Source organism: Microbulbifer maximicatervae (SeqCode) (assembly GCF_052467305.1).
On record NZ_CP174306.1, the window covers coordinates 2,103,109 to 2,116,687 of the forward strand.

9 protein-coding genes are annotated in these 13,579 nt (G+C 40.6%); 1 reads left to right on the forward strand and 8 read right to left on the reverse strand.

Annotated features, from left to right (window positions below; genetic code table 11):
• The 7 genes from sctV to ACJJI4_RS09470 form a co-directional block, all read right to left on the reverse strand.
• Positions 1-2,124, reverse strand: coding sequence for a type III secretion system export apparatus subunit SctV (gene sctV / locus ACJJI4_RS09440; protein ID WP_444927869.1), 2,124 nt, complete (start codon positions 2,122-2,124; stop codon positions 1-3).
• 374 nt (positions 2,125-2,498) lie between these two features.
• Complete coding sequence (locus ACJJI4_RS09445) at positions 2,499-2,894, reverse strand: hypothetical protein (RefSeq protein ID WP_444927870.1); 396 nt, start codon at positions 2,892-2,894, stop codon at positions 2,499-2,501.
• 3 nt (positions 2,895-2,897) lie between these two features.
• Positions 2,898-3,275 carry a hypothetical protein gene (locus ACJJI4_RS09450; protein WP_444927871.1) on the reverse strand — a complete coding sequence of 126 codons (378 nt, stop codon included), beginning with the start codon at positions 3,273-3,275 and terminating at the stop codon, positions 2,898-2,900.
• Entirely contained in the window at positions 3,259-4,386 is a 1,128-nt protein-coding gene (locus ACJJI4_RS09455; RefSeq protein WP_444927872.1) for a TyeA family type III secretion system gatekeeper subunit, read from the reverse strand. Before ACJJI4_RS09455 ends, ACJJI4_RS09450 begins: the two co-directional genes overlap by 17 nt.
• Before the next feature lie 35 nt (positions 4,387-4,421).
• On the reverse strand, positions 4,422-5,120 hold the full coding sequence (locus ACJJI4_RS09460) for a hypothetical protein (protein WP_444927873.1): 699 nt from the start codon (positions 5,118-5,120) through the stop codon (positions 4,422-4,424).
• A gap of 74 nt (positions 5,121-5,194) precedes the next feature.
• A complete protein-coding gene (locus ACJJI4_RS09465) occupies positions 5,195-6,097 on the reverse strand; it encodes a helix-turn-helix transcriptional regulator (RefSeq protein WP_444927874.1) in 903 nt (300 codons plus the stop codon).
• A 74-nt stretch (positions 6,098-6,171) separates the two neighbouring features.
• Positions 6,172-6,912: a hypothetical protein gene (locus ACJJI4_RS09470; RefSeq protein WP_413662021.1), complete on the reverse strand. Its 741-nt coding sequence runs from the start codon at positions 6,910-6,912 to the stop codon at positions 6,172-6,174.
• 2,932 nt (positions 6,913-9,844) lie between these two features.
• On the opposite strand from ACJJI4_RS09470, the gene ACJJI4_RS09475 reads away from it, so the two are divergent.
• Positions 9,845-10,207 (forward strand): hypothetical protein, encoded by a 363-nt coding sequence (locus tag ACJJI4_RS09475; RefSeq protein ID WP_413662022.1) that lies wholly within the window; start codon positions 9,845-9,847, stop codon positions 10,205-10,207.
• Between the two features lie 1,148 nt (positions 10,208-11,355).
• Here ACJJI4_RS09475 and ACJJI4_RS09480 read toward each other — a convergent pair.
• Positions 11,356-12,945, reverse strand: coding sequence for a bifunctional AfsR/SARP family transcriptional regulator/alpha/beta hydrolase (locus ACJJI4_RS09480; RefSeq protein WP_444927875.1), 1,590 nt, complete (start codon positions 12,943-12,945; stop codon positions 11,356-11,358).
• Positions 12,946-13,579: the final 634 nt, after the last annotated feature.

Below are 13,579 nucleotides of genomic sequence, written 5' to 3' on the forward strand. Positions count from 1 at the left end.
TCAATTTATAGATATACGCGCAATTGGTTGAACATTTATATCTTTTGTTAACTCCTGGAAAGATATAACAGGAAGCTCATAGAACTCTGTTTCTATTAGCTTTCTTACATAACGACGTATATCCATGGCAATAAGCAAAACAGGTTTTCTCTCCATCTGTAAACTATCTCTGGTGTATACAGCGAGCTTCTCGGTAAATCGTTTTGTTACCGAAGGATCTAGAGCTAAATAATAGCCTGCCGAAGTTTGTCTAATGGCACTACGAACACTATCTTCCAACTCCTGATCCAGTAGGTAGCAAGGAAGTGTGCTATTTCCCCCAGAATACTTAAAGCAAATCTGACGCTTTAAACTACTACGCACGTATTCAGTTAACTGAACAACATCCTTTTCTTTCTGTCCCCACTCAACTAGCGCTTCTAAAATAACCCTCAAATTTCGAATGGATATATCTTCTGACACCAGTCTCTGGAATACCTCACTAAGTCGCTGAATAGGCATTACTCGCTCAACTTCTTTGACTAACTCGCCAAAATGGGGCTCTACTCGCTCCAACAAGTAACGAGTTTCCTGTATCCCAATAAACTCCTCTGCATATCGGCGAAGGATGTAGGCCAAATGGTAAGTAATGATACGATTGAACGAAAAATAGGACAGATGATTAGTATCCAGTATTTCAATCTGCTGATTGCTTACCCACAAACTTTCGATGTCAGGCAAAAACTTTTCCTCTTCACTAAATTCAATACCCGACATCGATAGTTGATCTTTAGGTTCAGTTATCAAAACACAGTCCGGCATCAATCTTCCACGCCCAACAGGTACCTCCTGATTCAAGATGTAGTATTCATGCTCGCTAAGATTTTCGTTAAATCGTAAGTGAACACCGGGAAATGGTACCCCTAAATCCAAGTAGAGTGCTTTTCGTACGCGACTTAGTTCTGCATTCAATTCTGTAGCATCTAAAACACCCTCAAGATCAACAGAGACGTCAACTAAAAGAGGCACTGTAATAGAGAATTCATCTCTGCTGCTAGCGGCTGTTCGGGATGAAATTCGTTTTGCTTCTGCCGTTGCAGCCGCTGCAGAGGCGCCATCTTTTGCTAAAATTTCTGGTAGATTCTCTTCCTGGATTCTATTTTTAGTGGCCAATCGCGCTAAGAGGAACCCTCCTCCTCCAATCAATATTGCCAATACAATAAAGATTTTAGTAGGAAACCCTGGTATCAAAGCCAATCCGAATAGAAGTGCGGATGACATATAGAGAGCACGAGGGTGTGCTGTGATTTGAGAACCTATAACCGTGCCCAGGTTTATATCTTTACTCTCTAGCTCATCTTCTGTTGACGTCACGCGTGTGACAATCATACCAGCGGTCATCGAAATAAAGAGCGCAGGAATTTGTGCTATTAACCCGTCACCTACGGTGAGAATAGAGTACATTTCCAGGGCTTCACCAGTAGACATTCCGTGCTGGGTAGTTCCGATTAAAATCCCACCTATGATATTGACACAGATGATAATAAGACCTGCTATTGCGTCTCCTTTAACAAATTTCATCGCGCCATCCATTGACCCAAATAGCTGGCTCTCACGATTTAATGATTCCCGCCGATCCCTTGCCTCTTCAATATCAAGCATCCCAGCTCGCATATCACCATCGATACTCATTTGCTTGCCGGGCAAGGCATCCAGGGAGAATCTAGCACTCACTTCAGCAACTCGTTCAGCACCTTTCGTAATCACTAAAAACTGTACAATAGTGATGATAAGGAAAATAACCAACCCAACCACCAAGTTGCCGCCAACTACGAAATTGCCGAATGTAGTAATAATATCTCCAGCATCTCCATTCATAAGAATTAATCGTGTCGTCGTGACCGATAACGCTAAACGAAATAGTGTACTAATAAGCAGTACTGCAGGGAATGCACTAAACTCCAATGCTGTTTTGATATAAACAGATAGCATCATTAGGAGTACCGCGATAGCAAAATTTATTGCTATTAACGTATCTACCACTCCTGTTGGCATTGGCAATATCATCATAAATATGATGGCGACCAACAATATAGCCAGGGCAAGGTCAGCTCGCCGACTAAACGCAACCAATACATTTTTCATTTACTAGAAGGGCCTTCATTAATAAAATTCAAATAACTTCTACGTGCTAATTTTGAGGCATCAGAGTTTCCGGATTTACAATGTGCTTCACTCAAACAATAATATATTGCGGCTGACTGTTCCCGACTTAGATTGCACGTCTTCAGAAGCTCTCTGGATTTTGACTCCAGATTTTTAAGGTCATTTAAAGACATCCATGCTTTGCACAACATAAGCCCGGTTGGTAAACTTTTTCCGTACAAAGTTTCAATAAGTAACAGTAGAGCGACTGCCTTATTTACATCAGCATAGTCTAGTTGCAATTGCGCTTGCTTGAGTATCCAATCTCTCATAACGCTAACTTAGTCTAATTAAACTTGTAAACACTTTAAGACTCAAACTTTTTTAAGTAGATTTCTTTGAACTTGATTTTTCAATTCCAGCTCCGCTAGCTCAATGAATATCTGTTCACACTTCTCCCTTAGTTCTGTGTCTAGTTTGTCCTCTAAATTTCTTATCCATTCCACAGCCTCCATGGCCTGTCGTTCCCCCTGACAAACGTCAAATGATTTCAATTCAGACCTTTCAGGGCTACATACTTTATCCAATAGCCGTTTACCGTTTGAACGCTTGAACAGTTCAGACAGATGCGACGGAGCCGCGTGGTTGTTAAAGAATATGATACGTGTGGCTGATGGTGTTTTAAGATTTTCGGGCTCGTGCTCTAGGTATGAGACCTTAGAGATTCCACCATGGAAATTTAGCGTGTGCTTAGTCTTGTCAGACAACATGACTTACTCCCCTAAGATGCTTTGATTTACTTGGCGGAAGTTATTTAGCGCAGCTTCAAAATTGATAAAATCCAGGTTTTCTCTAAGAATTACCAGCCTGAGAACAATTTTATCTTCATAAATATGCCCAGTAGGGGACAATGAATTCTGATTGCTATATTTGTTAGCTTCTAGAACATGCTCTATAGTATCATCATCTACCCGATGCTTTACCCCCAACGATATGAGCAATGACTCATCATGAGGAAAATAGTTTAACTCAAGATTTCCAATATTATTAAATTCCAGCTGGAGATAATTCTGAGAAAGCTGTCGCTTGTCGATCTCTATACTATAAGCGGAGAATACACGTATCAGTATTGCTTCAATCCAGCCAGGCATATGCTGATTCCCTCCGAGCGAACAAATCTGTACATTTAAATATTGCTTCAATACATTGAGTTTTTTGTTCAGCATTACCATAAATGTGATTAGGCACAAGACTTACTATATGTTTAATTTGCACTCCTAAGATATTAAGTTTCGCTAGATTTTTTATCTTTAAATTACTCGCAATTTTACTAACATCGGAACTTTCCACCCAGCTTTTCTTTTGTAAAGATAGGACCTCATTTAGAAGCTTACTTGTTAAACTTCTCTGAGTATTTGCTCCAGTCATGGGTTGCTCGAGTATTCTCGCAGTCTCTCGGCAGGCATCAAGTAATGCTAACAGAGTCTTCAACTCGCTCATATTTCTCATTACAGAGATGAGCTCTGAGCTCTCAATATTCCGGCCACCTCCATGATATTGTGATGAAAGCTGCTTATATAGCTCTCCAGCTCCAAGATCAAGATAGTGATCTCCGAATTTTTCTCTAAGATCACAAAGTAAATTGAAAATATTACCAAAGCTAATTGAGTGCTTCGACTTGGCCAGATCACTTAATTGGTTTTCATCCAGTCCTCGTTGCTTTGCGGCATCCAAAGCACCATTGGCCAGTACACCAGCTCTGAATTCCAAAGACGTTGATATCGGGGCTAGCTGCCTATCGATCTCAATATATATTTCAGATATACTGGGAACGGTTCCATTAGAATTTTCAAGCTGCTCCCTGAGAGAAAGCAAAGCAATCCCTTTCTCCGTTATATCTGATGAAATAGATTTAGAAAACGTTCTAACCTCTTCAATCACTTCCGACTTGTTATGTCGATTTTGTTTAATTGCTGCTGCAATTTCACTAACTTTGTCGACCTGATGTTGGCTGAGTACTGATTTCGATAGCTTTTTTACATCCAGGCCATCAAAGTCTCGGCGTGACTCTCTTGCTCTGCTACGGTTTAAATTTTTATACTTATGTAAAAATGAAGAAAATTCCTCCAAACTATTATTTATAGTTTGAAACATCGTTTTACCTGTTTGAGCAGGCTGTATTTCTCTACTTACACTGTCAATAGCTGTGGGTTTTTCGACAATGCGATTTACTCCGATTGACTGACCGCCCTGAGAATTCATCAAAATACCTTATTTATCAAACAATTAGGTGGTAGTTAGGCATTTGCATTATTTCCTGCATTGATTAGACTTGTAGAAGCTCTATCACTAAATAGTTTCTTCAATGCTCTCTCTAGAAATCCTCTCTCTTTCAAAGTAAGACTTCGGGAATTCAAGCCAATAGAAAATTCCCCCAGCTCAAAGAACTTCACTTCAGATACATCTAAATTATAAGTCGTCAGAAAATAACTTGAGGCATGATCGATTTGTATACCAGAGATACATAGCGCATCAATTTTTCTACTACTAAGCATATCAAGGCATTGATTAATTGACCTACAATTAATGAATGATTTCGAATAAATATGAGAGCTTAACAAATTTGAATTGACAGCTAGCAGAGGCTCTGGCTGTATATATCCAACCGATTTTACTTTAGAGAAAAATACATCCTTATTATATGTATCTATGAGACCTTTCCGCTCAGTTAGTGCCAGGTAATGAAGAGATAACTCTTCTATTGAAAATGATTTCCAGTTGGTGACTTGCGAATCGTACTCAATGGTGCTTGAAGCACTAATCACTATATCGTAATTACCCAAAAACAACTCTTTTTTGAGTTCACGAACAGACAGGAATTCGATAGAAAAAGGGGCTTCGTCTTGTAAAAATGTGTCACTTGGAAATAGAATTTCTGCAGCTTTTTGTGTCACGGCATTGTTAGCTTGCACACCTACACTTAGGGTTTGAAACAAGTCTTTCTCATTTACTGGTTCACTTACGCAACCACATAACATAGAGAAACTAAGTAAATGAACAATGAAACCTCTTAAATACACTTCTGCCTTGCCTCTGAAGGTGATACGCCATACTTAGACTTATATAATTGCGTGAAATAGGACTGACTGGAAAATCCACTTTCCAAGGCAATATCTACTAACCGTTTACTTGTCGTACGTAATTGAATATTAGCGTGCCTGAGTCGTCTCTCATTAATCCATGATTTTGGGGAAGACTCACTAAACACCTGACCAAACATATTCTTAAACGAAGTCAAACTCATACCGATATTCTTCGCATAAGTAGCTATACACCAGTTTTTTGTGACGTTAGCCTCCATGAATCGTCTAAATTTTTCCTGAACCGGGTTTACCCGATTCAGCAGTTCGTCAGCGAGTATTTGCCCCTGATCACTCTTTAATTTCAGCAATAATAACTCTTCTAACTTGAGGGCATTCAATCCTTCATCATCTAACCGGCTGAACAACCTAAAAGAATCTAATGTCAGCCGTGTCAACTCACAACTCGGAAAGACAATCGGATCTTTGCCTTTCGGTAAAACAGATTTAACCATTTTAAGCGCCTGCTCCTTACGAAGCAGCGCGTTATCATACCTTTCATAGAATCTGGTCAGCATTGCTGCACGAATACCTACACATATTACAACAATATCCTGGTCTGGTAGGTTGTTGCTTAATTCAAAATCTTCATCAGATCCAGCAAGCCAAACCTGCCCTATTGTCAGCTCAAAATTCGATTGATGGTATCTAATTCCAGCAGAACCGGTCACCATCATGACCAAATTCACAAAAGGTGAAAATGTGAGCACGATAGATTCTCCACGTGGAATTGAGAATGTTTTTAATTCAAAAAGATCACCACAATGTTGGCAATCAATAGCCACTCTACTGTTTCTGAATCCATCTTGTCCCTTATAGGAGGGAGTATTCATGTCTTTCACTTCTCTTTATGAAATCTCTACCTATTTATGCTCACATTTCATTTTAATTACACTTCGGAAATCAGCTAAACTATCGACTTTGATAGTGCGTTTATCGTTGAGCTGTGATGAGAATGAAGCTCATTAATCATCGATGAGAATGTACTTGTCAGATTGTCAACTAAAGCAATATGCGCATTAGCTAACTCTCCATCTTGTTTGTCGATATTCATTTCGGCATCCAACTCTACCTGCCTCGCTTGCAATAGTGCTTGAAGTTCCTCCGCTTCAGCATTGAGCCTATCTATTTTTGCTTCTAAATTTTTCTGCACGGCCCCTGCTAAATGTTGACCGCTACCCGCCCCTCCTGAACCACCACCAGCTAGGCTAGCGACCCCCATAACGCCGCTCATGATACCCATCCCCATTTTGAGGTCCGCTGCTTGAAATCGTAAATTTTTAACTTCCTCCGCAGCTTCGATAATTTCATCACGCTTCGCCAATGCAGTGTCAAATTGATCAATATATTTCTTGATACGAATCGAAGTCTCACTTTCCCTCATCTCTCGAAAGACAGACTTAAGATTATTATTAAGCGTATTTATCAGGCCGTAGATATGGTTGTTGTGAGAGAAAGCATTAAGAAACTTTTGTACATCATCTGATTCATCGAGCACCGGCTGGTAGATATCAATAGCATCTTCAGCTTTGGTTATTGACGCCTTTGCCTCTTGAGGGGGTCCCTCAACCTCTCCATTGGAGTCGATCTTTGTTGAGCGAAAAGTAATACCGGGACCGAAACTAACATTACCATCTACTGAACTCATAATTTTCCTCCTTAAACAACTGAAATATTTAAACCTATCAAATTTGCCGCTATTAGAAAGTTGACTTCCTGCTCTTTAGTATCTTCTTTGGTCCGATCATCCACTACCACTGCGGAACTTTTTATGGTAGCTTCAGTTATCACTATATATATTGTTTAACCTATTCCTTTTCCGCTAGCCCTGCGGAAACCACACCAAATTTGAAGAAGAAATATTTTTTGCTTTGTCTAGGAGTTACCCTTGAGAAGCACTGCACATTCTTCCATTTTGCCTGATCAAAATCTTGAATAAGCAGATATCTGTAATTCTCCGCTCACCAAAAAATTACTCGGCCTGATTTCCTTTGGCGAGGTCAATTCGGCTGTTGAAATATCAACTCTGACGCCGACTTTGAATCCAAACATATTGCCAGCCATATTTTTCTCTTTACTTAAACCCTTGTGATGTAATTCAACACAACTAACTTTCATTGTACTCATAGCTCTGAGAGGCTTTAGTAACTACAAAGACATTAGTCTCAATTATCAGATTAGTGCTTTATTACTCATCTAAGCGCAATTATTTGGATTGCTCATTGTTCACCTATGGTACGTAGTCGTGAACTTGATGCTTTAGATTTCTTGCACATTTTTTAGATTTTAGGCATTTTTTTCGTCGGAAATATATTTCCCGGATGTGGTATCAGATTTGCCACAGAACTCGCTTACTACTTCATTATTGAACTTATTAGGCAACTCTTTTGATCAGCGCTAAAAGCCAAAAATGTGAACGCCATCTAAGAGTAAATTCGAACTCATCCACAGCTAGAACCAGTTCGCAAACGTGATGGTATCCATACCTTTTTACCTTTGACTACTAGCACTCTAAGAATATAATTCTGTCAATATCTTACTTCTTGCATTTTAGTTTCGTAATTTTCAGGCTTATAGTTAAATATAGTGTTACCCGTTAAATCGATTTATCATTGGTCTTCAGTCGTTAACTATCCTCGGCCAGTCCAGCTTTTCGCTAGTAAAACTGATTACCGTTTGGGCCACCGTTTGAACTACCGTTGGAATTACCGTTTTCTCACCACCAAGTAGTGAAGTGAGGCCAGTAACGTTCCAGTCGACAGAATAGGATTGTCACAGTTCGAGACCTGCACTGATTACATGCCTATGAACTCTCAACCGTCAGCCATGACTCATACAGCCCCACGTCCAGCGTACTCATTCTTTCGCCCCGAGTTGCTAGTGGCCCTCTGAATTATTCAGTAGTGAGGTAAGGTCTACTTATCTACTCTGCTCAGGTGTTCTCATCATCTTGTAAAGTCTGGCTCCGGAGTGATCACAGGTCGTTCAGATATTACCCAGTGCATGTTTGGAACCAGGTTGATTCCTGTCTCTACCTACATTGGTAGGCAGATAGTCAAAGGAGCGAGGAGCTGTTTGACCTTAACCTGAGGTGACTGGCAACAAAGCTACTTGATTCAGAACTGTTACTCGATACCTAGAGAGCCATTCATTTCCGAGCCCTCCCCAGGATCGACACTTAGTCGACTGTGTAGCTCTGGCTGCAAGGGAAGTAGATAGGCATACAATGGGTGATATCCTGGCTTGATCTATGTCACTGTCCGAGACCCGGGTTCAAATTGAGGTGCTTCCCTTCCCTGTCTCAGGAGGAGCGCGTCTCATAGGGGGTGGCATAGCTAGCGAGTGATGCCGCGGTAAGCTTACGCTCAGCGTGCAAAACAACCTTCAGCAAAACTGCTAATCCCATTTTCCATCAAGTGTCAACACCAAGGATGAACAGGGCTCTTTTGTGGAGCTCATGGCCAATTTCAGTGCACCATAAAAGGTGAGAAGCTAGCCTAAGATATCTACCTAGAGCGCCATAGAAAGACTGTAGTCGAACTCGTAGATTAGAGGGAAGGAACATTTGAAAAGGCATAAGGGTCTTCCAGCTACCTGATGGTCAATAGAGGCGATTACCCACGACCTACCCTCCCAATAGCAGACAAAAATATCGGATGAACATAGCGGTACTCCCCTCCAGTGGGGAGTCGCACTTTCGGTCAACTTGCTGTAGCCCTGGAATTCACTGACGATAAACAGATAGCTGTAAGGTATTTTATGATATGGAAGTCGACTATTTGCTAACTCAGAACTTCGTGAGTAAAGACTGCTTTACCCTTGTGCACTCCAGGTTACCGATTACTCCTGCACGATTATTTTCAAAATTTTGCATTTAGTCGGTATTTCTGACGCCACCTCAAGTAGATCAAATTTCATACCGACATACAGTTTGGCTCAATTGCAAATCGGCTCAAAATTATCGCTCAACTGAGCATTTAATCAGTTAAAGTGTTTACTGTGCTTGGTTTTTGCAGTTACTACCGGACACTATCTTTCCATGTGTTACTGCTAGATCGTGAAGATCCTGCGGAAATTTCAGCAAATTTCACTTTATAATTTTAATTTACAATTACACTTCCTCAGATTCATCACAATAAGAAGTAAAGTGGTGCAATTATCATATCTTACTGCCCTATAAAGGTATGCTTGAGCCCCAGAAATCCCCGATTGATAATAGCCATACAGAAACAATTGGGGTCTAAATTTAAAAGAAATAAGGCCTGAATTTATACCCTAAAGATAAAAATGACCAATACTTATAAAATTTCTTAAAAATCTAAAATTTAACACTTCCATATCAGCTAGCCTTATATAATACTACTAGCCTACTCAATTAAGCAGTAAAAACCTACATGACAATTAAGTAGCAGTATAGTATCTAAAAAATTAGAGCTAGAGAGGATTGGTCTTTAAGAATGCGATGATTCTAAGCTACATCCTATTAGATAGGAGAGCCTTGACCCGCATGACCAACTTAACAAATGGAAACAAAAGTTCGGTGATACCGCCGAAAATTATTATTAAGGGCTAATTTACATATGCCTAAAATTACTATGTTGAACGGTGCAAATACAACTGTAACGCCAGGTACCGATAATAAAGGGGCTTTACATTCAGACAAGAGTCCTCAAAAGACTACAAGCGAATTTGCTCAAATTCGAGAATCAGCGCGCCCTAATGCTGATGATACCTTCAGAAAAAATTTTTTTCCTGCTCCTAAATCTATTGACAATGTAGATTCTCGTTTAAATTTTGGCGACCCAAAGCAAACTTTTATTCATTTCCTACAGCAACTTAGTGTGACAGTTGCAGAAAATAATTCATCTTCTGCATCAGAGAAAATCAAGCAGATAAGTATGATGATTCAAATGGCCGAACGAAAGATAGGCGGCAGTGGGTGATCCCTCAGGTTTGGTATTCCTATTTGATATATGCCAAATGCGTCAGATTAGCTTAACTGCCTATACCCCTTATAGACTTCATATAGCTATTAGGCGGCTATTATAGCGCAGCTATGCCAGCGCCCTTGCTATAAATATCCTAGGTACACCCTTAAGGAGTCATTTTCCAGCTTGATTTCAGTTGACCTTTCTCTATCTAATTTCATATTTAAAATTAAACAACTGAAAATGCTGACTTTGATCCTTTAGGGTTTCAATAGAACAAAAGCCGATTGCCAACTAAAAGAACTGCCAGCCAGCTAACAAATAATATTAAGAAAGATAAATTTTGGGATAGGAATTTGAGTGACGCACTTTCAACTCGGCTGGCCCATCAGTTGAATTACCAATACAAAGATAATTCTCTCATTGACTTTAATTCAAAATTTGAGTCGAAAGTATTAGGGCAAGAATCCCAACAACTTCCATTCAGCAAAAGAACACCATATAGCAATTAATGATATTCAAATCTCAGGTGGAATATTTGACGGCCAAATAGTATAAAATTTGCAAACATTTAACCCTATTAAAATAGTTATTTTATAAAATATGCTGGTATAAAGAATTTATAAAAGGTCGGTTTCTCGCTAATCGGAGCCTTCAATTGCTTCTATGGTTTTAGACTATGCATTGCTTTCTTAAATGGCAGATCACTGCCAGCGATCATACTCAATAGCTAAACTAGCTTGCTGAATTAAGTCGAAAAGTAAGGCTGGTTTATTTTTCAAAGAAAAGAAAGCCTCCATTCACCTCCCTCGGAAGCATTCCAGTGAAGTATTTTGGACCAAATGGAGCGGTTTCTATATCTGAAGTGTTGCCATATGTCAAATAGACGAATATCAAATATACAGAAGCCAGAAAGACATCCTGATGAAGCATTCGCACGATAGTAGCGCTAGATATTACGCGAAGGCAGCTATTCGCTACCTTCAAGCTCGGGAATTAGGTTCATACCTTTTATAAATGGGCTCATTAATTTTCGAGCTACCTTTCTTTAAGCAAAAATCTAGCCATGTGAAAGATAGTCTTCTTGGTTTTAGCACCAAATATTTGACATACTAGGGGCCAATAGTCTTTCTGGCCTCAGGTTTTTGATAGGAAAAAGCCCTTTATTTATTATTCGAGATAAATTTACGCACTTCCTCAACAAACACCCTTGAGGCTGATTCACGTCCCAGCAATAAATGCCCATCACTCTCTAGACCAACAAAGCTGGCGTTAGGTATGCTGGATGCAATATCACATGCTGACTTTACCGGAATCCTCTGATCTCCTAGAGAGTGAATAACCAATGTAGGAACTGTAACTCTCCTTAGCTGATCGCGAACATCAATGCTACCAAACACTGAAAGAAAGCGAGCTGCATTTTCTGGAGAGGTTGTTAGGCGTTGAAACTCGTTGAACCAGGCCAGCTCGTTTGCATTAGCGCTTGGCATAAATGTTGAGGAGAAAATTTGCCTGTATGCAGGGTTATCTTGTCCCCAGCCAACTTTCGTAAGAGTCATTACCGCTTCTCGCTCTTTAACAACAGACTCTGTAGCTCCAATACGCCAGCCGGCTGCGTAGCCACCAAACAGTATAAGTTGCTTTACCTTTTCAGGATACCTTACGGCATACTCGATAGATACAGCAGCCCCTTGAGAAATACCAAGCAACGTAAACTTATCAACGCCACAGGCATCAACAACCGTCTCAAGATCTGTTACGAATGACTCAAAAGTAATATTGTCAACATCCCAATCTGAAAGACCATTCCCACGCTCATCATAGCGTATAAACCTATGGTCTAAAGACAGCTCTCGAAACAAGGGGCTCCAAATGGGAGAGTCCCAATCATACTCCAAGTGGCTCAACCAATTAGCCGCCTTTACTATTGGGGCGCCCTTACCTATCGTTGCATACGCGATTCGAGCACCATCTGCAGCGGTACAAAACTCAATCTTCTGACTAGTGAGAAGTTTGCGCTCGAGAAGCTGTTCATTGACAGGAGGCAGGCCGGACTCTTCCTCTGCTGGCGCACAAGGTGACCAGGCAATTCCGGCCTTTCTAAACCTTTCCGCCAACTGTGATCTTATTCTGGCCAGTTCCTGTGTTAGCCCCATTCTCTCCAACTTTGTCAATAGCTGAGTGGCAGCAAGAGAGTTGTATGGCTCAAGACTTTCCCAGTAGCGCGCCCATCTCAATTGGTCGGGAAGTGATATCTCAGGGTGAGACGACAAGCGGGATAGTATTTTACCGCGCAAACGTCCTACTTCCTCCCGCTCAGCAAGCAGCCACTGCTGGAATAACTCTTGGTCAGGCAGATCTATCCCCTCAAGAAATGGCTCCTTTAGTTCAGAGTTGATGGCCTTTAGGTCATCTACTGATAGGTCTGGGGTCTCAAGCTGACAAGCTATGGATCTAATATCAATTAGAATGTCATCAGTATCCAAACTCACCCTCTCACGATCCGCAATCAGCCGGTTTATGTCGGGGGTGTTGACAATAGGGCGTATTTTGCTTAGTGACCACCTAAGAGATGCTCTTGGATCATCAGGCAACTCCCAGAAGATTTCACATAATCGATCACGACGATGCGGTCGTGCGGCCAACGCTAAGAACGCGAGAAGTGCGCGTGTCCTTTTAGACCGGGGAAGACTAACCCGATCTCCATCACGATAAACGGTCAGTTCTCCAAGTAATTGGATTGTTATACCCATAACCTAAATACTTACTTATTAATACAATAGTGCTCTAAACCAAATGAGTGAAGTTTCAAGATCAATGTGAGTACACTCACTATAACTCCGAACACAGCAACCAAAACCCCTGGCTTAATTAACTATTTAAGTTCATTAAGCTAAAGGTATATGCATATTATATTCTCCATCACATTGGTTAGCCGCCGATAGGTAGGAGTATAGGTGAGAAGTAATAACGACATAAATATGGAGCACTGATCCGGGTGCCAACCTACTAAAGCTGAACCCATCTGGCCCCTAATTCTAGCACTTGCCGCATTAATATGATACAAGCCAATTAGATTAACATTTAATCAACACTTCCGGCCAAGTGCTGCCAAACCCGTACTATCATGGCTGTGAATATACGTCTCTCTACTATGGTGCGAATCCGTTCGGCCTCTGAATTTTGCCTAACGTTATTGCCAGACCAGAATGTCATCAAATATCAACTAAAGCGTGGGTGTTCCGAAGACCTAGAATTGGCAGATATAGACAACCGTCTTGTATCTCTTCGTTGCTTTTCCGTTTATTAATCAGCTACCACTGAAGAAATACATCAACCAGTACTGATTGCTCCTTTAAGTTACCTATATTGCTCTAGCTCTGCCCG